At 41.4% G+C, this 26531-nt stretch carries 25 protein-coding genes and 1 tRNA gene; 13 read left to right on the top strand and 13 right to left on the bottom strand.

What is annotated here, in order from left to right; translation table 11 throughout:
• The first annotated feature begins 85 nt into the window (after nt 1-85).
• The 11 genes from H8S37_RS00835 (at nt 86) to H8S37_RS00785 (ending at nt 11757) form a co-directional block, all read left to right on the top strand.
• Nucleotides 86-172, top strand: a tRNA-Ser gene (locus tag H8S37_RS00835).
• Nucleotides 173-302: 130 nt separating this feature from the next.
• A complete protein-coding gene (locus tag H8S37_RS00830) occupies nt 303-431 on the top strand; it encodes a helix-turn-helix domain-containing protein (protein WP_186874168.1) in 129 nt (42 codons plus the stop codon).
• Between the two features lie 10 nt (nt 432-441).
• Nucleotides 442-1194: a DUF3990 domain-containing protein gene (locus tag H8S37_RS00825; protein ID WP_207723857.1), complete on the top strand. Its 753-nt coding sequence runs from the start codon at nt 442-444 to the stop codon at nt 1192-1194.
• Nucleotides 1195-1263: 69 nt separating this feature from the next.
• Nucleotides 1264-1578 carry a hypothetical protein gene (locus tag H8S37_RS00820; protein ID WP_243207031.1) on the top strand — a complete coding sequence of 105 codons (315 nt, stop codon included), beginning with the start codon at nt 1264-1266 and terminating at the stop codon, nt 1576-1578.
• Between the two features lie 12 nt (nt 1579-1590).
• On the top strand, nt 1591-2196 hold the full coding sequence (gene fic, locus H8S37_RS00815; RefSeq protein ID WP_186874167.1) for a protein adenylyltransferase Fic: 606 nt from the start codon (nt 1591-1593) through the stop codon (nt 2194-2196).
• 18 nt (nt 2197-2214) lie between these two features.
• Complete coding sequence (locus H8S37_RS00810) at nt 2215-3045, top strand: GIY-YIG nuclease family protein (RefSeq protein ID WP_243207029.1); 831 nt, start codon at nt 2215-2217, stop codon at nt 3043-3045.
• Between the two features lie 14 nt (nt 3046-3059).
• Nucleotides 3060-6296, top strand: a complete 3237-nt coding sequence (hsdR, locus tag H8S37_RS00805) for a type I restriction-modification system endonuclease (protein WP_186874165.1) — start codon at nt 3060-3062, stop codon at nt 6294-6296.
• Nucleotides 6296-7819, top strand: coding sequence for a class I SAM-dependent DNA methyltransferase (locus tag H8S37_RS00800; protein WP_186874164.1), 1524 nt, complete (start codon nt 6296-6298; stop codon nt 7817-7819). The genes hsdR and H8S37_RS00800 overlap by 1 nt, the downstream gene beginning before the upstream one ends.
• Nucleotides 7819-9426, top strand: coding sequence for a restriction endonuclease subunit S (locus H8S37_RS00795; RefSeq protein ID WP_186874163.1), 1608 nt, complete (start codon nt 7819-7821; stop codon nt 9424-9426). Before H8S37_RS00800 ends, H8S37_RS00795 begins: the two co-directional genes overlap by 1 nt.
• Nucleotides 9413-10942, top strand: coding sequence for an AAA family ATPase (locus H8S37_RS00790; protein ID WP_186874162.1), 1530 nt, complete (start codon nt 9413-9415; stop codon nt 10940-10942). The genes H8S37_RS00795 and H8S37_RS00790 overlap by 14 nt, the downstream gene beginning before the upstream one ends.
• A complete protein-coding gene (locus tag H8S37_RS00785) occupies nt 10939-11757 on the top strand; it encodes an HNH endonuclease family protein (protein WP_186874161.1) in 819 nt (272 codons plus the stop codon). The genes H8S37_RS00790 and H8S37_RS00785 overlap by 4 nt, the downstream gene beginning before the upstream one ends.
• Nucleotides 11758-11971: 214 nt before the next feature.
• On the opposite strand, the gene H8S37_RS17460 is transcribed toward H8S37_RS00785, so the two are convergent.
• The 12 genes from H8S37_RS17460 to H8S37_RS00730 form a co-directional block, all read right to left on the bottom strand.
• The gene (locus H8S37_RS17460) at nt 11972-12079 is read right to left on the bottom strand and encodes a hypothetical protein (RefSeq protein WP_330604898.1); all 108 of its coding nucleotides are present in this window, start codon (nt 12077-12079) and stop codon (nt 11972-11974) included.
• A gap of 388 nt (nt 12080-12467) precedes the next feature.
• Nucleotides 12468-13580: a linear amide C-N hydrolase gene (locus H8S37_RS00780; protein ID WP_186874160.1), complete on the bottom strand. Its 1113-nt coding sequence runs from the start codon at nt 13578-13580 to the stop codon at nt 12468-12470.
• 91 nt (nt 13581-13671) lie between these two features.
• A complete protein-coding gene (bioD, locus tag H8S37_RS00775; RefSeq protein WP_186874159.1) occupies nt 13672-14340 on the bottom strand; it encodes a dethiobiotin synthase in 669 nt (222 codons plus the stop codon).
• Nucleotides 14333-15322 (bottom strand): biotin synthase BioB, encoded by a 990-nt coding sequence (gene bioB / locus H8S37_RS00770; protein ID WP_330604792.1) that lies wholly within the window; start codon nt 15320-15322, stop codon nt 14333-14335. The genes bioD and bioB overlap by 8 nt, the downstream gene beginning before the upstream one ends.
• A gap of 70 nt (nt 15323-15392) precedes the next feature.
• The gene (locus H8S37_RS00765) at nt 15393-15956 is read right to left on the bottom strand and encodes a biotin transporter BioY (protein ID WP_186874158.1); all 564 of its coding nucleotides are present in this window, start codon (nt 15954-15956) and stop codon (nt 15393-15395) included.
• 343 nt (nt 15957-16299) lie between these two features.
• Entirely contained in the window at nt 16300-16785 is a 486-nt protein-coding gene (locus H8S37_RS00760; protein WP_186874157.1) for a hypothetical protein, read from the bottom strand.
• Nucleotides 16786-16914: 129 nt separating this feature from the next.
• Complete coding sequence (locus H8S37_RS00755; protein WP_186874156.1) at nt 16915-17100, bottom strand: ferredoxin; 186 nt, start codon at nt 17098-17100, stop codon at nt 16915-16917.
• Nucleotides 17101-17192: 92 nt separating this feature from the next.
• Nucleotides 17193-18023, bottom strand: a complete 831-nt coding sequence (locus H8S37_RS00750) for a P-loop NTPase (RefSeq protein WP_186875718.1) — start codon at nt 18021-18023, stop codon at nt 17193-17195.
• A gap of 564 nt (nt 18024-18587) precedes the next feature.
• Nucleotides 18588-19970: an MATE family efflux transporter gene (locus H8S37_RS00745; RefSeq protein WP_186874155.1), complete on the bottom strand. Its 1383-nt coding sequence runs from the start codon at nt 19968-19970 to the stop codon at nt 18588-18590.
• A gap of 207 nt (nt 19971-20177) precedes the next feature.
• Nucleotides 20178-21329: an ABC transporter permease gene (locus H8S37_RS00740; RefSeq protein WP_186874154.1), complete on the bottom strand. Its 1152-nt coding sequence runs from the start codon at nt 21327-21329 to the stop codon at nt 20178-20180.
• Complete coding sequence (locus tag H8S37_RS00735) at nt 21316-22470, bottom strand: ABC transporter permease (RefSeq protein ID WP_186874153.1); 1155 nt, start codon at nt 22468-22470, stop codon at nt 21316-21318. Before H8S37_RS00735 ends, H8S37_RS00740 begins: the two co-directional genes overlap by 14 nt.
• Nucleotides 22471-22483: 13 nt before the next feature.
• On the bottom strand, nt 22484-23413 hold the full coding sequence (locus H8S37_RS00730) for an ABC transporter ATP-binding protein (RefSeq protein WP_186874152.1): 930 nt from the start codon (nt 23411-23413) through the stop codon (nt 22484-22486).
• A gap of 450 nt (nt 23414-23863) precedes the next feature.
• On the opposite strand from H8S37_RS00730, the gene H8S37_RS00725 reads away from it, so the two are divergent.
• Nucleotides 23864-24673 (top strand): sensor histidine kinase, encoded by an 810-nt coding sequence (locus tag H8S37_RS00725; protein WP_243207028.1) that lies wholly within the window; start codon nt 23864-23866, stop codon nt 24671-24673.
• Nucleotides 24670-25290 carry a response regulator gene (locus H8S37_RS00720; RefSeq protein ID WP_186874150.1) on the top strand — a complete coding sequence of 207 codons (621 nt, stop codon included), beginning with the start codon at nt 24670-24672 and terminating at the stop codon, nt 25288-25290. Before H8S37_RS00725 ends, H8S37_RS00720 begins: the two co-directional genes overlap by 4 nt.
• Before the next feature lie 48 nt (nt 25291-25338).
• Here the strand turns inward: H8S37_RS00720 and dnaJ are convergent, their stop codons facing one another.
• Entirely contained in the window at nt 25339-26529 is a 1191-nt protein-coding gene (gene dnaJ / locus H8S37_RS00715) for a molecular chaperone DnaJ (RefSeq protein ID WP_186874149.1), read from the bottom strand.
• Between the last annotated feature and the right edge of the window lie 2 nt (nt 26530-26531).

Raw genomic sequence — 26531 nt, 5'->3', positions numbered from 1 at the left:
TTCATCTTGGATTTCCTAAAATTTATTTCAAAACCTATTTGCTTTATTCTGTTTTTTTGCTATAATAGCTAGGAAAACTTTACATGGAGACGTATCGAAGTGGTCATAACGAGCCGCACTCGAAATGCGGTTGTCCTTTTTGGGCACGTGGGTTCGAATCCCACCGTCTCCGCTATCGAAAAATCCAGTAGCCATGCGGGTTTCTGGATTTTTCTTTTCACCCAAATCTATTGACGCAAAATATAACATTAGCTATAATACAAAACAGAAATAATGTTATATTTTTGAGGTGACATATACAGATGCTTATTAAACAAATAAGAACCTATTTGAATGTGAGTCAGACCGAGTTTGCAGAGCAGCTGACTGTTACCTTTACAACTGTAAATCGTTGGAAAAACGGACGCGCTGTGCCGAACAAATTGGCGTAGTCCAAAATATATGACTTATATTTATAAGGAAAGATCTGTTTCTGTTTATGATATGACTTTGAAAAAGATTTCTGAGGCAGTAGAAACGGTTCGGTCGGAAACGAATCGTATTCTTCTCTATCACGGATCCAAAGTCGGTATTGAGGGTAAAATCGAATCCAAAAGCAGAAAACAGTGCGACTTCGGAAAGGGCTTCTATATGGGAACCGATCCCGGTCAGGCGCTCACTTTGATTTGTGACTATGAGAAATCTAAGTACTATATTGTTTCCATTGATACAGATACCCTCGCTCAAATCAAAATCCCCGCCGATATCGACTGGGCAATGCTTGTAGCATACCACCGAGGAAGATTGGAAAAAATAAGCGATACTGATTTCTATAACAAGTACCGTGATATGACAGCCGATAAGGATTTAATTATCGGAAATATTGCGAACGACCGTATGTTTTTTGTGATCGACAACTTCTTTGTCGGCAATGTTACCGATATGGCGCTGATCAACAGCCTTTATGCGCTTCAGCTTAGCAAACAGTATGTGGCGCTTTCTCAAAAGGGATGCGATGCAGTTCGTATTGAATCCGAAATCAGTCTTTCTTATCTTGAAAGATTATTTATAAAGAATACCGCCGAACAAAAGGAATCTCCCTTGCCAATGATATTTGCAGGAATTATCGTCGTAAGGGCCTGTTCTTTGATGAGATACTCGATAAGGCGAAGGACGGAGGGCAATAATGGACGAATTACAACTAAAGTTATGTGATATTCAAGGCAGGCTGTTTGAATTATCTGCCGAAAAAAATATAGCAGTGCCGCTTTTGTCAAGACATTTATGCACTCCGATACTGCAAAGGCGCTTGACTCCGAGTATAACCGACTGCAGTGGGCAGGCGAAGAATATCTTCTTGAGGAGGTTGCGTCTGCCGCAGTCGATTTATTGACTACGGCCAATGGAATATACGATAAGGATATTTTGTACTGGATCGGTTATATCTATCGTTATTGGCATTATTACAACGGCGAGGACAGTACAAAAATATATACGCAATCCCCTGTTGAAACAATGAAACGCAATTATATGATCTTTCACACAATGGATCCTGTGCTTGCTATTGAAGATTTAAAAGAGATTCATAATCAACAATGATGGAGGTACAGTATGTCACTTGAAAATAAATTAGGGCTGACCAGTTCTGCCGACCTTGTCCGTGAGGAAGAGCGAATCAGTAAGAAAAAAGCTGCGGAGCTTTTTGAAAACAGAATTCTTGATAAATTAGAAGCCGGGAAGTTTTCTGCTCTCAAGGCAATTCACAAATATCTATTTGACGAAATTTATGACTTTGCCGGAAAAATCAGAACGGTAAACATTGCAAAAGGCAATTTTCGTTTTGCGCCGGTAATGTATTTGGAAGCAGCAGTTGAAAATATTGATAAAATGCCGCAGTCAAACTTTGATGAGATCATAGAAAAGTATGTGGAAATGAATATCGCCCACCCTTTCCGTGAAGGAAACGGACGCAGCACTCGTATTTGGCTGGATTTGATTTTTAAAACTGAACTTCACAAGGTCGTTGACTGGAGTAAGGTAGATAAAGAAGATTATCTTCTCGCTATGGAGCGCAGTCCAATTAAGGATATTGAAATCAAACATCTGCTCAAAAATGCCTTGACCGATGACATCAATAGCCGCGAAGTCTATATGAAAGGCATAGATTACAGTTACTATTATGAGGGGTACACGACCTTTAAGACGGAGGAATTGTAAAAAGATTGGAGAATGACTATGGCAATTAGTAAAAAACTTGAAATGATCTATCACAATGGACAACCGGACGGCATTCGTTCCATTCGTCGGAATCTTTCCACTATGACAACCTATGTCATTCCAAGACCACTACTATCAGAAGCCAAAAATATCTCTGGTATCAACCGTCCGGGGATATACTATCTTATTAACGAAGATGACGGAAATAAAATTGTTCAGCTTTATATTGGGCAAACTCGGAATGGTATTGCTCGACTGGACGACCATAATCGTTCCAAAGATTTTTGGAATAAGGCAATAATGTTTCTTGCCGAAAGTAAAACCTTTACACTGGATATGATCAGCGGTCTTGAAAAATTTGCAATCATAAAAGCACAGGAATCCAAACGGTATAAGGTAGAAAATAATATTGTACCTAAATATGAGATTGACGAGTATGATCTTGCGGCAGTCGAGGAAATCTACGATGAAATTCAGTTTATTATGGCAACACAGGGCTATAAGATGAACGATGCTAAAAGTACTATAAACGAAGTGGATATTCTACATACTACCCGTAACGGAATTACAGCTTTCGGGATATATGACGGTGAAAAATTTGAAGTGCTGGAAGATTCACAAATAAACATAGAAAAACCTGCGCGTTTACAAAGATATAATCGTCAAAGGGCAGAACTTCTATCCCAACAATCTATCGTGGATGTTGACGGTAAATATATTTTGAAAGTAACATTAGATTTTAAAACGCCCAGCGGAGCCAGTGATTTTGTTCTCGGCGGTTCAACAAACGGATGGGTTGAGTGGAAAAATAAAGACGGTAAGACTTTGGATGAGTTGTATAGAAAATAGGAGGATTAGGCTTTATGAAATCTAACTTTGAATTTCTAAATAGATATTGGCCTGTGCTGGCACAATTAGGCGCTAATGCCGAAAACTATTTATATTCAGATCCTAATGCTTGTATCTATAAACTTGGAATGTTTGCAGAACGACTTGTTCAGGAGATATTGGTATTTGAGCATATGGATGAACCGCAAATAGACAATACCCACGCTAACCGTATTCGTTTGCTGAAGCGTGCCGGTCTCCTCCCTCACGAGATTGATAATACTCTCTATGTACTTCGCAAAACCCGAAACTCCGCAGTACATGCGGGAACAGATTCTGTAGACGAAGCGAAAACTCTTCTTTCTATAACATATAATTTAGCGGTTTGGTTTATGGAGATCTACGGTGACTGGGGATATATTGCCGAAGATTTTGTCATGCCCGAAGAAGTACATCAGGCAGATTTAAAATCAGTCATAGAAGATCAGGAAAAAAAGATTGCCGAACTGTCGAAAAAGCTCGCGCAGGTAACAACAGCGGTTTCGGGTACAACGCAGAAAGAGCGTGCAAAGCGAGCCGAAACGGTTTCTTCTATGATGCAGTGGAATGAGGCACAGACACGCTGTCTGATAGATGAACAGCTTCGCAAAGCAGGCTGGGAAGCAGATACCGCCAATCTGCGTTACAGTAAAGGCACTCGTCCTGTGAAAGGCAGAAATATTGCTATCAGCGAATGGCCTACCAACTCTGCTTTTTCCAAAAATGGATATGTGGATTATGCTTTCTTCATTGGAGAAAAACTTGTCGCTTTAATGGATGCGAAAAAGGTTTCGGAAGATGTTGCCTCCACCATTGATGTGCAGGTAAAAGACTATGCAACACACATCAAAAAAGAACATTCAAAGTATATTATGAATTCTTGGGATGACTATCAAGTGCCTTTCCTATTCGCCTCAAACGGCAGAGCTTTTTTGGAACAGCTTCGGACAAAATCCGGCATATGGTTTTTAGATGCACGAAAATCATCCAACCAGTCTTATCCGATCCGAAATTGGTTCAGCCCCAGCGATCTGGAAGAAAAATTGAGTCAGAACATTGATAAGGCAAATGAAAACTTGGCAACTTATAACGACTCTTTTATGGAAAACCCTAATGGTTTGAGTCTGCGTGATTATCAAATCAAAGCGATCAATAAAACAACCGAAGCAATTATCAGCGGAAAACGTACCGCTTTGCTTGCAATGGCAACCGGTACCGGAAAAACCCATACCGTACTTGGTCTGATTTACAAAATGCTTGAATCCAAACGATTTAAGAGAATCCTCTTCCTTGTTGACCGTGTATCCCTCGGGGAACAGGCAATGGATACCTTTAAGGATGTCAAGCTGAAAGCTTTCATGACTTTGGATAAAATTTATGAAATTAAAGATATTAATGACAACGAAATCAATCCAGAAACCAAAGTCAGTGTTTCTACTGTACAGGGACTGTTAAAGCGAACTGTTCTATCTGAAACACCTGATTTAATGCCGGGTGCTTTTGATTTGATTATCGTAGATGAGGCACACAGAGGATATATTCTCGACAGGGAAATGACAGAAGAAGAAATTCTCTACGATAATCAGGCTGATTATATGAGCAAATACAAGCAGGTTATTGAGTATTTTGATGCGGTGAAAGTAGCTTTAACCGCTACCCCTGCCCTGCACACCACTGAAATTTTCGGTGAGCCGATTTTTACATACAGCTATCGTGAAGCTGTTATCGACGGTTGGCTTGTCGATCACGACCCACCTTATATTATTAATACAGATTTTATTGAAAACAAAGCGAGATTTAAAAAGGGCGAAACACTTGCACAATATGACCCCAACACAAATGAGCTGATTAACGGCTCTGAATTACAGGACGAGATGGATTTTGACGTTTCGGAATTCAATAGAAAAATTATCCTCCCCGACCATACACGCAAGGTTTTAGAGGAAATATCTAATTACATAAATCCCGAAAGCAGAGAAAAGACATTGATTTTTGCTGTAAATGATAACCACGCCGATCGAATTGTCGATACTCTTCGTGATATTTATAAGCCATATGGTGTTTCCAATGATGCAATTATGAAAATTACCGGTAAAACCGCCGGCGGCAATAAAAAGAAAATTTTGCAGGTAATCAAACAGTTCAAAAACAATCAGTATCCCAACATTGCCGTTACCGTTGATTTACTGACAACCGGCATTGATGTTCCAGCTATCTGCAACCTTGTATTTATGCGAAAGATCAACAGCCGTATTCTATTTGAACAGATGCTCGGTCGTGCCACACGTCTGTGTCCCGAAATCGGCAAAACGCATTTCAATATTTTCGATGCCGTGCGTGTATATGAGGATTTAGATTCCACTTCCGGAATGAAATCTGTTTCTGTAAAGAAAACAATGCCGGAACTACTCGAAGATCTGTTCCGCAACGGTGAAGAAAATAAACAGCAGATCATAGATCGTATTCTTGCAAGACTTCAGCGCAAAAGCTATGATCTTACACCGGAGCAGAAATACGATATTTCTGAGAGATTAGGCGGTATTGACTTGAAAACCTATGCACACAAGCTGAAATCCTGCACACAAGATAAGTTTATCGAGATCTGCAAAAAAGATAGAGACTTTTTACTGTGGGTAGATTCGCTCAAGGGTAAGAAAAAAGGTTACTTCTATTCTGAAAAAGCAGACATCTTGAAGGAAACTACCCGTGGATATGGCAGTACAAAAAAGCCGGAAGATTATCTGGACGCTTTTACGAAATATATTAATGAAAACAAAGACAAGATTGAAGCAATCCGAATCGCCTGCACCAAACCCAGTGATATGACCAGAGCACAGCTCAGAGAATTGAAACTCGCTTTGGATAATGAAAATTTCACGGAAACCAGCCTGAACGAAGCCGCCAGCGCCGTTACCAATGCACATATTGTGGCAGATATTATTGCCCATGTTCGTAAGGCTGTTCTGAAAACGCCGCTGTTTAACCACGAGGAGCGTATTGAGGCTGCTTTTGCCAAGCTGACTGCTGCACATCGTTTCAACAAAATGCAGCTTGACCTTTTGGAAAAAATCAAAACCTATATGCTGCACGAAAGCATTTTGAATACGGAAACCTTTGAAGCCCCGGTATTTAAAATGGAAGGCGGTTTTGTCCGATTCAACAAGAAATTCGGCGGAACGCTCGTGGAAATCATTCGTGAAATCAACACTTATATTTATGAAGGAGCCGCATAATGAGTACCATCGATATTGTTCAAAAACTATGGAATCTCTGCAATGTTCTGCGTGACGACGGTATTACCTATCACCAGTATGTTACGGAGCTCACCTATATTCTTTTCCTGAAAATGCTGGATGAAACCGGCGAAGAAAACACCCTGAAAGCCGATGTGCTGAAGACATATCAGAATTCTTTGGAGCAGTACGCCCGCAAAAAAGGTAAAGCAGTTGAACAGCTGCCCGAAGAAGAAAAGGAATCCATAAAGCCGCTGCTTTACGACTACTCTTGGGAGCATCTTACCACCTTGGAAGGTATTAAACTGAAAAACTATTATATGGAACTGCTTTCCGAACTAGGCAGCATCGGTATTCCCAAAATCAGCGATATTTACGCAAAAGCTGTATCCAGCATTGAAGAACCGAAAAACTTACAGAAAATCATTTCGGAAATCAACAAACTGGACTGGTTCGAGGCAAAGCAGGAAGGCCTCGGCGACCTTTACGAAGGCTTGCTGCAAAAGAATGCCGACGAGAAGAAATCCGGCGCAGGACAGTATTTTACTCCCCGTGTGCTCATTGATGTGATGACCGTTCTGATTTCTCCGAAACTCGGCGAAAAATGCTTTGACCCTGCCTGCGGTACATTTGGCTTTATGATTTCCGCCTATCAGCACGCTGTTGATGGTGTGAACCTCTACTCTCTTTCCGATCAGGAAACAGCGGCTTTTCAGGAATCTTTCTACGGCGTTGAACTGGTACACGATGCACACCGCTTGGCTCTGATGAACGCCTACCTGCACAATGTTCCGGCGTATATTTTCTGCGAGGACTCCCTGTCACCAAGCGCCAAAAGGCTGAAAGGCTTTGACGTAATCTTGACCAACCCGCCCTTCGGAACCAAAAAAGGCGGCGAGCGTACCTCTCGTGATGATATTTCGTTTCAGACATCCAACAAACAGCTGAATTTCTTGCAGGTGATCTACCGCAGTTTAAAAGCGGACGGAAACGCCCGCTGTGCCGTCGTTTTGCCGGATAATGTGCTGTTTGCCGACGGTGACGGAACAAGTGTTCGCCGAGAACTGATGGATTTTTGCAATCTTCACACGATTCTGCGACTGCCCACCGGTATTTTCTATGCGCAGGGAGTCAAAACCAATGTGCTTTTCTTCACCCGTGGCAAAACCGAAAAAGCCAACACCAAAGAGGTTTGGTTCTATGATCTGCGCACCAATATGCCCTCTTTCGGCAAGACAACGCCGCTGAAAAAAGAGCATTTCACCGATTTTGTAAAAGCCTACACCTCTAAAGACCGCCGCGCTGTGGAGGACGAACGCTTCAGCGTATTTACAAGAGAACAAATCGCCGAAAAGGGCGACACCCTTGACCTTGGACTGGTTCGTGACGATTCCGTTTTTGATTATAACGACCTGCCCGCCCCGACGGACAGCGCCGAGAAAGCCGCCTCCAATCTGGAAGAAGCGGTCAACCTGTTGATGAGCGTGGTGAAAGAACTGCGAGCGCTGGAGGTGCAGGATTAATGGCAAAAGGAAAGAAAAAAGAAAACCTGACACCCGAAGAACGTTTGCAGGCGGCATTGGTGCCGGATTCGGAACAACCATACAAGGTGCCGGAGAATTGGTGTTGGGTAACATTAGATTCAATAAATCAATATCAATCATCAAGTATAGATCCATCAAAACATCCTAATGATTTTTTTGAACTTTATAGCGTGCCAAGCAGTGCAGATGATTATCCCGAAATTACAATGGGCAGTGAAATTGGCTCTACAAAGCAAAGAGTTGAAAAAGGCGATGTACTACTATGTAAAATCAATCCTCGTATTAACCGTGTATGGAAGGTTTCACAATATACAGAAAATGCTTTGCTGGCTTCTTCAGAATGGATAATTATTAGAAATCCCCAAATTTATTCTGATTATCTTATGTATTGCTTTAGAACACCTTATTTTAGAGAATACATGTTATCAAATGTCTCTGGTGTAGGTGGATCCTTAATGAGGGCACAACCTAAATATGTGAAAACCTATCCACTTCCTCTCCCTCCACTACCTGAACAACAGCGGATTGTTGACCGCATAGAAAGCCTGTTTGCCAAGCTGGACGAGGCAAAGCAAAAGGCGCAGTATGCGCTGGACAGCTTTGAAACCCGCAAAGCCGCTATCCTACACAAAGCCTTCACTGGCAAACTCACTGCCCTGTGGAGAAAAGAACATGGCGTGGGGATGGAGAGTTGGGAAGAAACTAGTCTTGGAAAATATATTGATTCACAATACGGATATACAGAAAGTGCATCTCAAGAGCAAATTGGACCCAAATTTCTGCGCATTACAGATATTCAAAACGGAATCGTAAATTGGAATGATGTCCCATTTTGCAAAATAAGTGATAGCGATTTTGATCGATATGCAGTTTCCAAAAATGATATTATGATTGCAAGGACAGGTGCGACTACTGGAAAAAGCTATTTAATTGTAGATGATGTTGAAGCAGTTTTTGCCTCGTATCTAATTCGCATAAAAATAAAGTCAGCAAAATTGTCACCTCAATATCTATACTGTTTTCTACAATCACAAATGTATTGGAGCCAAATTACAGAGTTTAGCGCAGGAATAGCCCAACCCGGTATAAATGCCAAAAAACTTAAAGAAATTATTTTACCCATTCCAGCCGTTCCCGAACAAACCGAAATTGTCCGTATCCTAGACGATCTCCTCGCTAAAGAACAGCAAGCCAAAGAATCCGCCGAAGCAGTGCTGAAGCAAATCGACCTTATCAAAAAATCCATCCTTGCCCGTGCTTTTCGTGGCGAACTTGGCACCAACGACCCTGCCGAGGAAAGTTCTATTGAGCTATTAAAACGAAGTTTTTTGGAAACAATAGAAATTGAAAAAGTTAAACCTAAACAAGTTACTAATCAAAAAGCAAAGGTAATTTTTATGCGTAAAACAATAATGGAAGCACTGTCAAAAGGCATGAGCTTAACTCCTGAAAATCTAAAAAGTGAAACGGGACTTCCGATTGATGATTTCTATGCACAATTGAAAGAACTCATCAATAATGGCAGTGTGGTAGAGAGCAGAGAGAACGGAGAGTCCTATTTGGAGGCCGCAAATGAGAATAGATAAACTGAAAATTAAAGATTTTAAGAATCTGAAAGATTTTCAAATAGATATAGATGAATCACAATTGACCTCTGTATTTATTGGCCGCAACGGTGCCGGCAAATCAAATCTTTTAGAGGCAATTGTCATCATCTTTCGAGATTTGGATCTCGGAGTAGTTACCAAAGATTTTTCTTATGAAATAATTTATAAATGTTCCAGCCATACTGTGGAAATAAAAAATGATGCGACAAAAAGTAAACGAGAGTTTCTTGTAGATGATAAAAAACTCACCAAAACAGCATTCTATAAACAACGTCGGGACTATTTACCGGAACATGTTTTTGCCTATTATTCTGGTCCAAGTAATCGGTTGGAAAAGCATTTTGCCAAACATCAAAGAAATTTTTACGATGCACTGTTAAATGGAGATAACGAGACGCTCCGCCCGCTGTTTTATGCTCGTTTGATTCACAGCAACTTTGTTTTACTGGCATTCTTCTCTTTTTTTGAAGAGAAAAACCAGAGGTTTTTGAAAGAATATTTTGACATAGAAGCTGTCGAATCGGTGCTTTTTGTACTAAAAAAAGCAGAGTGGGTAAAAGGAAAATCTCATCCTAAAGCAGAGTTTTGGGGAGCTCGTGGAGTCGTGCGGGATTTTCTCAACAGTCTGTATGAATATGCTTTGGCTCCTTTAAAAGAAACCGAATCTTTTGAGGAAGGGATAAAAACCGTAAAAAAGGAAGTCACATATCTCTACTTAAAAGATCAAGAAAAACTACAAGCTTTTGCAGAAAAATACGGGAACAATGTTGAATTTTTCAAAAATCTCGAGAGCACATATATTTCTGACCTAATGGAAGAAGTTCGTATTAAAGTCAGGAAAACAGATGGGACGATTATCACATTTAACGAGCTGAGCGAAGGAGAACAACAACTTTTGATGGTACTAGGTTTATTGAAATTTACTCGGTCAAAAGAGTCTTTGTTTTTATTGGATGAACCGGATACCCACTTGAACCCTGCCTGGAAATTCGACTATTTGACACTTATCAAAGATGTTGTCGGTCAAAACGAAAGTAGTCAGGTCATCATTTCAACACACGATCCAATCGTGATTGGCGGACTAAAGAAAGAAGCGGTAACGATCTTTGACCGTACAACTGATGGAGCTACTGTTAGAATACCGGAAGTAGACCCCAAAGGTATGGGGGTGGCCGGCCTGTTGATCAGTGATTTGTTTGGATTACCTACAACACTTGATGCTGAAACGCAAAGCAAATTAGATAGAAAACTACAATTACAATATAAAAAGAATCGTACAGCAGAAGAAAATGAAGAACTTTCTCAATTGGCTCAAGAATTAGAGCAGCTTGGATTTTCGAGAACTACGAGAGATCCTCTGTATGGACAATTTCTTGAACATCTTTATTCTCGGCCGGAGTTTCAAGATAAGCCTATTACAGATGATGATCGAAAGAAAATGACGAAACTGATGGATGATATTTTGGAAGAAATATTGGAGGAGGAAAACAAATGATTTTCATTGATCTATTTAACAATCCTCCTTCGCCGGAACTAATTGCTGAGGGAGAAAAACTTACAAAAGAACTGATGCAGCTTCCGCCGGAACAGCGTAATGATTTTATCGATCGGCATGCAGATTATTGGGGAAAACTAAAAGAACATTATATTAAACTATCACATGGGAAATGTTGGTACACAGAAACTCAAGATATAGCGTCAAACTACCATATGGACCACTTTCGCCCCAAAAAGCAACCAAAAGAATTAAAGAAAAACTGCGGAATTGAAACAGCTACCAGTACGGAGGCATACTGGTGGCTGGCATTTGACTGGAAAAACTATCGTTTAGCCGCACCGGTTCCAAATACAAGTAAGCATTCATATTTTCCTTTGAAAAAGGACACAAAAACGATTGCGCAGGGACAAAATATTGACACTGAATGGTGTGGCTTACTTGATCCGACGGATGAATATGATGTATCATTGATTGCATTTGAAACAGACGGAAAAGTTTATCCTGCTTGTGCTGATATGAATTGTTGGGATGCACAGCGCGTTACTTTATCAAAACGAGTATATAATTTGAATTATCCGTCTTTGGTGGATAAAAGAATTGAGCTCCAACAAATATGTAAGCAGAGAATTCAAAAAATTAAAAATGCGCAGAGAAACTATGCTGAAACACATTCCGCTGAATTTCGTGATATGTTAAAAGACTATGTTCGAGAACTAAAGGCTATGACAAAACCAAACGCAGAATTATCAGCCGTAGCTCGAAATTACATACGAAATGATCCTGAAGAATTTATTCGAAATATTGCAGGTTAATAAAACTCTTATATTATACCAAACTTTATGTTGAACACTTATATCATACGGAAATAGGAATTATCCACGCATTTACTACTTCAGTAACTTTGCTGCTATATTATTCATCTACCGTACCCACTCCATTGGGTTCTCAGCTTTTGCTATTCGGTAACATCTTCCCTTTCAGCATATTCTTTTACCAACCGAAGAAAAAGTGCCTGTGCTTCCCCCTCTACATCAACGAGCTGAGAATAAAGCTTGCCGGAGTGAGTAGATTGTAGCACAGGATTTTATGATGTTGCTTTAAATTGCGCAGATGGCGCTGCCCCCAAACGTCGATTAGGTGTTCCTCATTGGTGGGTAATCTAAGGTTGAACAGACAGTAGTCGCCCTAAATTGTGTATATGCCTCCCATTTATTCAAATATCGTTTTATTCTTAGTAAAACCTCCTTTGATACTGTCATTACACCAAAGGAGGTTTCTCTCAAACCACAGTCTGATAGGGGTGTCCTTTTAATTAACGCCTGCCATATATCGGCATCCCCAAAGATTTGTTCACGCAAGCTTACAGTTTCATCTATAAACACCGTCTATTTGAATAACTTTCTCTGTCAGTTCCAATCAGCATACAATCTGATAGAGTAGATCTTAGCTGGCTTCGGCAAGAAATTCGATACGAAAACGTACAATGGTACTGTGCTTAGGCTTTCTGGAAGATGATACTGTTTTACTCTTTTTTATTCCTACACAAAAAATCAATTTCCTCTCCAAGTTCAAACTGCTGTATCTTATTCTCTTTAATCAATTCTTCCATATCTACATACTGCACTCTCATATTTTTATGAGAAATCCAATAATACCGCAGGGACTCAGCGCACATAACTGCTGTATATACAGTATAATCATAGGGTGTGGTTTTCGTATCATACGGCGTCACTTCTACAGGATCGCCTACTTCTATCAATCCCAGAGGAAATGCCACATGCTGCAGAATATGAAATAAATTTGTAACCCCCTCTTCCTCCGTACTTCCTTTCACATAATATTCTTTCAAAAATGCCAGTCTCACAAATCTCGATACAGAAGACCAATCCCCCGGCATCCCCAGTGCTCCTGTTCCGGAAAAACACTGTTTAATCTCCTCTCCATTTATATAAAGTGTTTCTCTATCCTTTTCTTCTATCTGAGAATAATTCAGCAAATTTGTACGGTGCCATTCATATCCCGGACTATTGGTTAAAATCCCCATTGTATTGCGATATATCTTTATTCCATCTCTATCTGGCTCAATGATCACCGTCTTGCCAGATTTATCCGTAAAAATCCAGTGAACATTAGGCAAAGCTCCCAGAATTCTCTCTCCAATCAAAGCAACCTTTGTCTCTATATGCTGTATCACATCTTCTATGCTGGCACATTCTGCCAAAAAATACATTACGGCAAAGACTGGCTGAAGTGGAATTTTTCCTTTTTTATATTCCCTCTCAAAATGTGCAAACTCACGATAATATAATTGTCCTCCCATCAACCCCTTTTCGTTTATGCCCTCATATAATACAGGCGAATCTTTCAAAAGTAATGTTCCCACTCCTAAAACAGCATGCCGCGATTCTTGTACAGCATTCTCCTTAAGCTCTCCGTCCTTTTCCTCGCAAGTACAAAATCTCGTCTTTTCAGGCAGGTATGTGAGTCTGCTTCCCTGTGCAATTTTGTTAAAATCGTAATTACGTCCCCATAGGTGCTTGCCGTCTTCTGTTTTCCATGCGATAGCGCTGCACCCTGTTTCAAATTCTGTCCTTTCTGGTTTTTCTGGAATTTTCCTATTCTGTCCTTCTATCATACCCTCTGCGATCTCCTTTTCTGCAGCTTTTCTTTGCCCTTGTTCTTACAAACTCAGACTTTTTTGTTATCATATCCAAAAAGGACTTAAATCATGCAAAAAAAGAAAGCAGCTTCTCTGTCCCAATTTTTATTTCCTTTTCTTTCTCTTTTACTGTTGCTACAACAGGAATCTGTGTAAGTTCTTCTATCATCCTCCTGTTGTCCTGGTGCATAACACTACCGTTAAAACGATTCATTATAATTCCCTTAACTTCTATTTTTCTGTCTTTCAAATATGCTGTTGTCAGCGTCGTTACATTGATAGTTCCAAGTCCTGAATCTGCTACAAGAACGACCGGCAGTTTGAACTCTTTGATTAGATCTTCCAAAAGAATTTTCTTGTCTTTCTCCCATAGAATTGGACAGACAATCCCTCCGCTTCCTTCTACTGTCACATATTCACACTGGCTTTTCACACGCATATAATCCGCATATACTTTGTCAAGTCTTACTGGTTTCTTCTCTAGTCTCGATGCCAAATGAGGGGATACTGCCTGTTTATACATATAAGAGACAAGTGTTTCATCATTCTGAGTAATCCCCGAAAATTGTTTTACATATCCGGCATCGCTTTTCTTCACGCTGTCTGTTCCCGAAAGCGCCGCTTTATAATACCCTGCCAAATATCCCTCACGCCGTAGTTTTTTAACAATCAGACCTGTTATATATGTCTTTCCTACATCTGTACCTGTCGCCGTAATAAATACTCCTTTACCCATGTATCCGTTCCGCCTTATATCCTAGTCTATTTATCCGTTCCATATCTGAATCAACCGTGTAACCGGCTGTTGTGAGCATATCTCCCGAAATAACCGCATTTGCCCCGGAACGGAAACACCCCTCCCCTTTGTCCTCTAAAAGACCTCTCCCGCCCGCAAGACGTATTGCTGCCTTCGGCAGAATAAAACGGTACACTGCCACAATCCTTCTCATCTCTTCTGCCGTAAGCCTTTTATTTATCTCATATGGAGTTCCAGGAATCGGATTCAGCATATTAATAGGTACACTTAAAATTTCTAGTTCTTTCAGTATAAATGCCATGTCAATTCTGTCCTCTTCTGTCTCTCCAAGCCCCATAATCCCACCACTGCATACATCTAAACCAGCCTCTTTCGCCGCCTGGATCGCTTTTACCTTATCGTCAAATGTATGTGTTGTACAGACATTTGGGAAAAAACGTCTTGATGTTTCTAGATTATTATGTATACGAGATACTCCCGCTTCTTTCAGTCTGGAAAACTGTTCCCGGCTCAAAAGTCCAAAAGAGGCACATACTGAAATATCGGTATGCTTTTTTATTTCACAGATCGACTCGCACATACGGTCTACTTCTTTATCAGAAAGCTTTCTCCCGGATGTCACAATGGAGTATCGAAGTACTCCTTTTTCTGCATTTTCTACTGCCTGACGCACAATTTCTTTCGAATCCAGTAGTGGGTATTCCTCCGCCTTTGTATGATACCAACAAGACTGTGCACAGTATTTACAATCTTCTGAACATCTGCCACTCTTTCCGTTGACAATCGTACAAATATCAAATCTATTGGAGCAAAAATAGTCCCGCAATTCATCCGCCGCCTTGCACAAAGGAAGAAGCGGTGCCCTATAAAGTGCCAACGCTTCCTGTTTTTTGATATTTTCACCATGTTTTATATTTTCTTTTATTTTCTCAATTTCTATCTGTTCTTCTCTATATAGCACTGTCTTATACTCCTTTTTTAGCTAATGTACTACTCTTTTTCTATCTTTAATGCAAACCGTACACTATACTCTAGTATCCTCCTACTGCTCTTTTAAGGCGCATCCCAGTTCCTGCTGCAACAAGGCAGAGCACAAAATCTCCCGGCATGTCCAATGGAAAGCAAGATAAGATTACAACTCCAAGTGTGGCAGGAGTATCTGCATAAAAATTTAAAATCAGATATTTATATAAAATCCCTATCGTATAAGTAACCGTAAATCCTGCCAAGCATGCAAGAAAATACTGTTTGTATGTACAATCTGTTCTCTCACATATCCACCCTGTCACAAAAGCTGCTATAATGAATCCCAACAGATAGCCAAAACTTGGTCTGACAATATATCCGATTCCCCCTCCTGCAGCAAAAACAGGAAGTCCTATCAGCCCAAGAAATACATAACACCCTACGGATGCAGCACCTCTTTTTCCTCCCAAAACAATTCCTGACAGCAAAACAAAGAAAAACTGTAAAGTAAAATAATCCATATAAGGGACTGGAACCTGAATAAAGGCTCCGATTGCCGTCAATGCAGTAAACATGGCGCACAGCACCATATATTTTGTTGATATTCTCTGTATATGTCTCTCTTCCATATCTTTCTCCTCTCTTTTGTTTATTAAAACTATATCGAACGCCGCCTTAATTGTCAACTATTTTATTATTATAGTTTACAATTTAGGTAACAATTCAGCCATACAGTGTGCGGGAAGCATAAAACATGCCTGCATATTTTTGCGAGCGTACATCTGTATGAGCTTAAACGCCCATCAATGAGTAAAACGGTAGCGGCAGCCACGATAAGCACACAGTGCGGTTTTACGAATGGCGCGGGCTGAACTGTTACCAATATAGTCCCTGTTACTTAAAAAGGCACAATTTTTAAGTAACAGGGACTGTGTAATTCAACTCCTAAATTGACATTCTGGTTTTTCTATTTTAATACGAACACAGTACAATAATCTTCTGAGGTGTTGTCTGAGGTGGAATGCTAAATGTCGTAGTAGTATAATACACAAGCAAGTCTGCGTTTTCTGGGAAACAAGTATATCTCTGCCCGTTTACGGTCACAATATTTGTAAATGGTGTAAGATTGAGTTTCAAAGCATTGTCTTGTGCGGTCAGATTTTCGTCAAAATAATTTAGCATTACATTCTGCTCTCTCCTTAAGGATGTAATCAATTCTGCCTGGTACTGAGGAGGAAAAATTGTCGGTGCAGGCAGGCTGGTATCATAAAACGCCGCTACTTTCATTCCCTTCCTCAATCTTACATTGTCGATCACCTGTGTCTCTGGTGAAATGATAAAATTCACTGTCTCCATATTCGTATCTGTCATCACGGAAACCATTTGGGAGCAGCAATCATTTCCACTCGTAACGCTTTGGATTGTTCCAGTTACTTTCTGGTAATTCTCATATGCCATGGCGCAAAACCTCTTTTTTCTTTATGTTATGCATGGGTGCAAAAAAGCGTGCGGATCGGACTCTGTTTGCAAGAAAAAGAAAACGGTGAGAAAAAGTGCTGCAGCACTTTTTCTCACCGTTTTCTTTTTCTATTCTTCTGTATGAATTGCCTCCACTGGACAATTATCTCTAGCTTCTTTTACTGTCTCTTCTATTTCCTCACTGATAGCACCGACAGCTTGTGCTACCTGCTCCTCGTCCATCTCAAATACTTCTGGACAGACAGAAGTACATAGACCACATCCAATACAATTTTCATCTACATACGCCTTCATATGCTTACTCCTTTTCCATAATTCTATTACAGATAATTATGTGTCAAATCCTTCCAGATTATACGTCAGCGTGTAGACTTATCTTTACATTTTTATAGCTCTATCTCTTTTAGGTATGGATTTTGCGCCTCATAAAACTTTTCAGCCTCCACTGCCTCTGCGATAACAGGATCCAGCGGCATCTTTCCAAGTACTGGAATTTCCAGCTCTGACGCAATTTCATCAATATGGCTTTCTCCAAATACCTTCATTTCTTTTCCGCAGTCTGGACATTTTATATAACTGTAATTCTCCACAATTCCAAGTACCGGAATATTCATCTGTTTCGCCATATTATATGCCTTCTTTACAATCATCTGTACCAGATCCTGCGGAGACGTCACAATCACCACACCGTCCACAGGAAGAGACTGAAATACGGTCAATGGCACATCTCCTGTTCCCGGAGGCATATCTACAAACAGATAGTCCAAATCTCCCCACATTACATCTGACCAGAACTGCTTTACCACTCCTGCAATTACCGGCCCTCTCCAGATTACTGGGGCAGACTCATCCTCCATCAAAAGATTTACAGACATAATCCTTGTCTCGTCCTTTGCAATACATGGTAAAATTCCATCTTCAGTACCGCGCGCCATGCTGTGTACTCCGTACATTTTGGGAATAGACGGTCCCGTAATATCTGCATCTAGGATTCCTACCGTATATCCTTTTTCACGCATCATACGCGCCAGAGACGCTGTCACAAGGGATTTTCCAACTCCACCTTTCCCACTGATAACTCCAATCACCTTTTTTACCTGCGTATACATATTTGCCGGTACACGGAAATCTTCTTTTTTACTTTCACATGTAGACGCATGTTCACATCCCGCGCACGAAGACTCTGAACATCCTCCATTATTTTGTTCTTCTGCCATCATTTCATACCTTCTCTCTGATTTCTTTTCATTTCTTCTTATACCTTATCGGGCGAAGCCCGCCTTCCCGAAGGGAATGTATTGCGGTATACCCTTTGGGGTATACCTTATCGGGCGAAGCCCGCTCTCCCAAAGGGAGTGTATTGCGGTATGCCCTTTTAGGTATATGTTTTTTATACAGATACCTTAGCGTCGGTGTACAATGGGCAACACGTCTCAAATCGCGTAATTCCAGCGATTTTCAGCGTTATCCTCAATCGGCATACTCCAGTACACCTCAATCGTCTGCCTTGAAAAGCACCGAAATTTCTGCGGTTGAGGTCTGAGAGTCGTGAAGAGACAAATTTAAGTCTCTTTTAGGTACTTGAACGACGCGTACAAAGACGTACGCGGAGTGAAAGTAACGACAAAGCGGCTTAAATTTGCCCTTCAGCGACCGTATTGCCCCTTGTACACCGACGCTACGTTTGCCTGAACACGCATGATTCTTGTAAACGTAAGACAATATACAGTATAACATATTTTCTAAAGAATAACACGTTTTTTATTCATGTTGACCTGTGTTTATACCTCCTCGCGCGTAACAATTTTCAGCCATTTATAGCTTCTGTACCGCAGATATGTAATCGGAAATTTCACAATTTCATCACTCATCAAAATCATATACACAACCGGAACAGGAAAATGCAATACAAATGCTGCAATAAAGCCAATCAATATCGAGCATCCCCACATTGTTCCTACATCCAGCACAAGGCCAAAACGAGTATCTCCGCCCGAACGGAAAATACCTACTACCATTGTTGTGTTCCAAGCCTGTCCTACAACGAAATAAGACATCACAAAAAACATAAATTTCAGATATTCTTTTGCTGCCGCTGTCAGTGACAACACCGCTGCTGCAATCGGAGCTGCCGCCAGAATCAAGATTCCCCCCGCAAGTCCCATAAGAACACTAAGCTGAATGAATCTTCTCGCATAGGCTTTTGCATGTTCCATTTTCTTTTCTCCGATTGTCTTTCCCAGATAAATCGCCGCTGCACTGGCAAGCCCAAATGCCACAACCGTTGCAAGCTGCCTGGCCACCTGCGCTACCGAATTCGCCGCCACCGCCGCACTGCCCATATGACCTAAAATAGCGGTATTGGCGGCGGTTCCAAGCCCCCACATGATCTCATTTGCCACCACTGGAAGCGAATATTTCATAAAATCAGAAAACAAAGTTTTATCGGTATGCCAGATATAAGTAACCCTAAGCTTTATCTCTTTGTTAAAGATTTTGGCATACCCTGCCACAAGACATACTTCCAATACTCTCGCACACAGCGTTCCAAGCGCCGCACCTTTTATCCCCATTGCCGGACATCCCAACAAGCCAAAAATAAAGATAGAATTTAACACAACATTACACAAAAGCGAAAGCAAATAGACGACGGTTGCAACAACTACCCGTTCTACACTCCGCATAACATACAAATATCCCTGTGTAATCCCCATCAATACATAAGAGAAAGCAACAATACGCAGATACATAGCTCCCTGCTCTATGACAGTCGGATCATTTGTAAAAATCTGCATCAGTAAATCCGGTATCGAAAGCGCTGCTACGGTAAAAACCGCCGTCACAAGAATTGCCGCCTTCACTGTCATACCCAGAATTTTCTCTATCGCCTTTCTGTCTTTCTTTCCCCAATACTGGGCAGTCAATACAGTTGCTCCCGATGTAAGCCCGAATAAAAACAGTGTCATAATATACTGTATCTGCCCTGCCAGTGAAGCACCTGAAAGCACCTTTTCTCCTACTCTGCCCAGCATAATGACATCTGCCGCTGTCACTCCTACGTTGATCAAATTTTGCAACGCCATTGGAACAACCAGTGCAAAAACATTGCGGTAAAATACCTTCCAGTCTATCCCTAGATAATTTTCCCTCTCTTTTAAAAACATACTTTCCCTCTCATCTGTCTCTTTTCTACATCCGCTATTATATCAGTTTTTTAAAAGAGCTGTAAAGTACACCCAAAAGGGTATACCGTAAATTATTCCCTTCAGGAAGGCGGGCTTCGCCCGATAAGGTATACCCAAAAGGGCATACCGTAATGCATTCCCTTCGGGAAGGCGGGCTTCGCCCGATAAGGTATACCGCCTAATAGTCTAGTATTTTTCCCTCGAAACTGCAAAGGTCACGCACACAAGCGCCGCTGCAAATACTAGCTGTATTCCAATTCCCTGTAGAACTTCTGTTCTGACACTGCCGGCAATCGTGCCAAATTCTCCCAATATTCCATTCACCTTTTCATACCAATATACCGGAAGAAACTGTGCCGCTGTCTTAACCCCTTTATTTAAATACTCAAGAGGTACAAATGCCCCGCACAGAAAACACATTCCAAGCGTAAGCACATTTACCAGGCCACTTAAGGATGTGGAATTTTTGATGCACATACCGCACAGGTAGGCAAGCGCAAGTGCAACCGCCACCAGAGCAAGAGAATTCACAAGAAACCAGGCAAAGCCTTCACTTCTTATAAATGGCTGTCCGTACAACATGATTCCAGCGATTGTCACAATTCCCCACAGTACCAGTGACAGGATTCCTGCTGCCAGAAGACCTTCTGCACTCTGCCTGCGTTTTGGTATAGCGGATGCCTGCATTCTGCGAGGCAGCTCTCCTTTTCGAAATCCCAGCAAAATATAGCCCAGCATATAACAGATGACGCTCAATATAAGGTAGGGCATATACTGATAATAGAATACATGCTCCGGTGTTTTTCCGTCATTTCCACTCAGATCTGCCAGTGTAACATTCGCTTTATCGACCTCATTCATTTTCTCTGCTGTCTCTTCCTCTGTAAAACCTGCTGCCTTATATACTTTTGCATAATTTAAGAAGCTGTCTATCTGCTGGTCGATATAATATCCGGCTGAAGAGTCCGGTACCTTTACGACACGCAGGTTCTCATTTCCAGTAATGCATGTCTTTTCAAACTCTTGTGGTATCCACAGAATATACTCTACATTTCGGTAAAACAAATTTTCCTGCAATACTTCCTTATCATTCTCCAGAGAAAGAATTTCATTTGTCCTGCTCAAGTAGTCTTTCAAACTCTTTGCAAGCTTCCCCTTGTCCTCATCTACAATTCCAATGGGGATACTCTCCGTCCGGTATCCGGACTTGCTTTCTTCCTCTGCCGAACCCTTTACCTTTTGAAAGATACTGGTAACTGCAAAGAAAATGACAAGATACATTACGAACAGCCATAGATTCTTCTTCGCAATTTTCATATATGCCTTAAATACTGTCATAACGTTCCCTCCTCACTAATAAAAATGCTCCCAGCACCATTGCTATACATAAGACACCAAGTAAGACGAGATTCTTTGTATACCGTACCGGATCGTCATATACATTGATGCAGTAAAGTGCATCTGAAATCACCGCTGCCGGATTGATACGGTTGAGAAATGGTACACTGCGCTCCACAGCATCTTTCATTGTCCCGTTAAACAGCCCCGCAAGAAAGCTGCATATCATAGAAACCGCAAGCAGAATTCCAATCTTTACTCCCTCTCTCATCTTCCCGATACTGCTGACAAACAGCCCTAAAGCAACCCCTAACATACTTCCAAGCAAAGCCACCGGAAGCATCTGCAAAAAATCCCCGTTAAATTCCAGCTTTAACACGTATCTTAAATAAAGGAGCAGTACAAGTACATTGAAGAAATGCAAAGCAAAAGATATAACCATTTCTATCAGAATATGCTTCATTTTGTGTACAGGACTTACACATCTTCGCGCTGCCAGTACCGTAAGATTTGCCTGTAGGGACATCGCGGCGCCAAATCCGATAAAACAGCCGTACAGACATGCCATTCCAATCAGCGCATAGAAAAACTGTACCGTTCCATCCATAGTCTTTCCACCTAAAGATACCTGGGAAATCCGTGTGTCAAATTCAGACAGACTCTTTATTGCCGCTTCCATTTTCTCAGGATGCGCCTGGCTTATATTAAGAAGCACCTGTTTCCCATTCTCGTAATTTTCCAGTAATATCTGAAGAATGCTCTGTGAAATACCATTTCGCCCTACTGTCAGAGAAATCTCTTTCCCTGCATAAAAAATACCGTCTACTTTTCTTTCTTCCAGCGCTTTTTTTGCCTCTGTTTCTGACATTTCCTCTATATGAACCAGTCTGTTCTCTGCATCTGCCTCATCACTTACTTCACTCAAAAACGTAAAAAACGCTTCTTTCATCTGTTCTTCTTCTAAATTTTCCCCCTTTTGTTCCACTACAGCTACCGGAATCGTTTCAAAATCAGCATCTTCCATATTCCCAATCGCCAGATACATAAATGTAGCAAGAATCAAAGGAAAGAGAAACGGCCAGAATACAATATCGAATTTCCTAATCTTTGCCTTTCCTATATATTTCATTAAATCCAACATGTTTTCCCCTCCTTTAATCCCGAAGCTGTTTTCCTGTAATTTCCAGGAATACATCATTCAGTGTAGGAAGCTCTGAAAATACCCGTCCAAAGCTAATCTCCCTCTCTTGTAAAAATGTAAGGAGCCGAATCAGATTATGTTTCGCCTTCGTACAGCGCACTGTCAAAATCTGTTCCTTGTACTCCACGTCAAAGACATGTGGAATTTGTTTGATTTCCTGTATTTGTTCCGCCGTCACAAAAACCGCCTCAATCGTCAGTGTCTCGCCTGTCTTTATCATACTTTTCAGTTCCTCTTTCGTTCCTGCCGCAATGCTTCTGCCGTGATCCATAATTGCAATCTTTGTGCAGATCTGCTCTACTTCTTCCATATAGTGGGATGTATAGATGATCGTGGAACCCTGGCGATTCAGCTCTTTTATCCCCTCTAAAATCTTATTTCTGCTCTGCGGATCTACTGCCACTGTCGGTTCGTCCATGATAATAAGGCGGGGCTTGTGTGCAATCCCGCAAGCGATATTCAGTCTCCGAAGCAGACCGCCGGAAAGCTTTTTCGGATAAGTTTTACGGTATTCTTTCATGCCTGCAAACTCAATCGCCTCTTCTACAAGCTGCTTTCTCTTTCCTTTTTCTTTGACATACAAGCCACAAAAATAGTCCACATTGTCATAGACATTCAGCTCCTCAAACACAGCGACGTCCTGAAACACAATTCCTATCTGCTTTTTCACTTTATAATTATCCGGCGCCATTTCTTCTCCAAAGATTTTAATACTTCCTCTGTCATATTTTAAAAGCGACAGCATACAGTTTATCGCTGTGGATTTGCCGCTTCCGTTTGGCCCCAGCAGTCCAAATATCTCTCCTTCTTCTACTTCCAGATTAAAATAGTCCAGAGCAACTAAATTCCCGTACCGTTTTACAAGATTTTTTATTTCAATCATTTTGTCTTTGTCTCCTTCCTTTTGTTGTCTTTAAGTATACATAGAGAATCCTTTTCTTTGTAGTGTAATCTGTCATCCCTTCCATATGATAAATGTCACATATTCCTTTTTTTCTTTGCTCTTCGTTTTCTTTTATACTATAATAGAAACAGAATATAAAAAAAGGAGGGCATATTACATCGTACTATGAAGCATTTCATAAATCTTTGTTTACTGCTGCTGACAGGTATTTTATGCCTTTTCTTTACAAAGGCGGATCTTTCCTATGTATTTTCTTTTTTAATTGCTCTGGTTTTTTGCTGTCTGAGTCGTATCCTCAGGCAGGACCTTTTTCTTTCTATATTATGTGCCTGCGGTTTTCTGGCTGTTTTAGTCTGTCCCGATTTTTTCTGTTTTTATCCTGTTTATTTCTATGTGATTTTCCTAAAAAAGTGGTATATACTTACTGTCATGGGCGGCATTATCTTTTTCCTGTTCACAGTAGAACATCCTTTTGCTTATCCAGTCCCTTTGCTCGTTCTTTTCGGCATCCTTTTATCCTTCTGGCTGCAATATCAGGCTGCCTGCTATGACTCTTTAGAAAAGCGTTTTTTGCATACGCAGGATGACAGCAGAGAGCGAGACATTCTACTGACGGAAAAGAACCGTTCATTGATGGAAAAACAAAATTATGAAATCTATGCCGCGACTTTGCGTGAACGCAACCGGATTGCCAGAGAAATCCATGACAATGTAGGACATCTTCTATCCCGTTCTCTCCTTTTGCTGGGCGCTGTTAAAACTACCAATACCGACGCCCGTTTAAATACCGCTGTCGACTCTCTGGAGGACACGCTGAATTCTGCTATGGATTCCATTCGAAGCAGCGTCCATGATCTCCATGATGAAGCAGTCAATTTGGAAGATGCAATCCAAACTCTGATAAAAGATTTCACCTTCTGTCCTGTCCATTATATCTACGACTGCGGCAGAGAGGTGCCCAGAGAGATAAAATACAGCTTTATCAGCATTACGAAAGAAGCGCTGTCCAACATTATGCGGCACAGCAATGCCACAAGGGCTTCTGTATTAATCCGGGAGCACCCTGCCCTCTATCAGCTTTGCATTGAAGATAACGGCTCTGCATGTACGCTTGAAACTGATGGTATCGGAATTGCCAATATGGAAGAACGGGTACATTCCCTGCACGGTAATCTGCATATACTGACAGACAACGGATTTAAAATATTTATTACAGTTCCAAAGGAGATAACAATATGAAATTGATACTGATTGATGACGACTGCCTCGTTGTAAGTGCTTTACAGATGATTCTTGCTGCTGTACCTGAATTTGAAATAGCAGCGACTGCAAATGACGGACGGGAAGCTCTCCGCCTATACAGAGAACACCATCCAGACGTACTCCTGATGGATATACGCATGAAAGAGGTAAGCGGGCTGGACGCCGCGGCACAGATATTAGATGAATTCCCGGATGCAAAAATCTTGCTTCTGACCACCTTTTCTGATGATGAATATATTGTAAAGGCATTGAAATTAGGGGCGAAGGGATATCTTTTGAAACAAGATTATCAAAATATTGCTCCTGCTATACAGGCAGTCTGTTCAGGCCAGACCGTCTTTGGCGATCAGATTGTATCCCGTCTCCCTGATTTGATACAGAGACAGGCATCTTTCGATTATGCTTCCTGCGATATCAATGAACGTGAATTAGATATTATCCGGCTGATCGCTGAAGGCTTCAGCAATAAAGAGATTGCCTCCCAATTATATTTAAGCGAAGGCACCGTACGCAATTATTTAAGCACCATTCTGGATAAACTAAACTTACGCGACCGTACACAGGTTGCTGTGTTCTATTATCAAAACAGATAAAAAAGCCGCAGCGCCATTTCAATAATGGCCTGCGGCATTTTCATGCTTTTATTCCTCAAATGCTTCTTTTACTTTATCCATAAATCCTTTTTTCTTAGGTTTCTTCTCATTTTTCTCTGATACAGCCTCATTCTGGTGAAGTGTATTTCCTGTCAGTTCATCAAACCTGCGCAATGCTTCTTTTGCCTCCTGGCTTAACTTCTCCGGCGTCTGAATCACTAATGTTACATAATGATCGCCCCTCACCTGCGAATTTCTAAGAGACGGCACCCCTTTTCCTTTCAGGCGTACCTTCGTATCTGTCTTTGTACCAGGTTTCACTGTATAAAGCACGTCACCGTCTACCGTCGGAATCCTCACATCCCCACCTAAAGCTGCCTGTGCGAATGAAATCGGAACTGTGGAGAAAATATGCACATCCTGTCTCTGGAAGATCGGATGTCTGGAAACATTTACTTCCACCAGCAGATCCCCTCTTGGGCCACCGTTTGCGCCTGGCTCTCCTTTGTCGCGGATACGCACACTCTGCCCATTGTCAATTCCTGCCGGAATTGTTACTTTGATCTTTTTCCTGCTGGATGTATAACCTGTTCCCGAACAAGAAGGACATCTCTCCTTGATCACCTTTCCCGAACCGCCGCAGTTTGGACATGTCTGTACATTCTGCACCGTACCAAAGAATGACTGGGAAGTATATACCACCTGGCCTTTTCCTCCGCATTTTGGACATGTTTCCGGCGTTGTCCCTGGTTTTGCTCCGGTTCCATGACACGACTCACATGGATCTTTTAGTATCAAATCCAGCTCTTTCTCACATCCAAAAACAGCTTCCTCAAATGTGATTCGGATACTTTTCCTTATATTTGCTCCTCTCATCGGACCATTGCCCGCCCGGCCGCTTCTTCTGCCGCCGCCAAACAAATCTCCAAAAATATCTCCAAAAATGTCACTGAAATCCGCGCCATTAAAATCAAAACCGCCGAAGCCCCCTGCTCCCCCAGCGCCGCCTTCAAATGCCGCATGCCCGAACTGATCATACTGCCGACGTTTATCAGGGTCACTGAGCACTGCATACGCTTCTGATGCCTCTTTGAATTTCTTCTCCGCCTCGGCATCTCCCGGATTCATATCCGGATGGTACTTTTTTGCTAGAACGCGGTACGCCTTCTTGATCGCAGCATCATCCGCATCACGGCCTACTCCAAGCACCTCGTAATAATCTCTTTTTGACTCTGCCATAA

The organism is Mediterraneibacter hominis (assembly GCF_014287475.1).
GTDB lineage: Bacteria > Bacillota > Clostridia > Lachnospirales > Lachnospiraceae > Mediterraneibacter > Mediterraneibacter hominis.
This window is presented reverse-complemented; position numbering and strand designations above follow the sequence as displayed.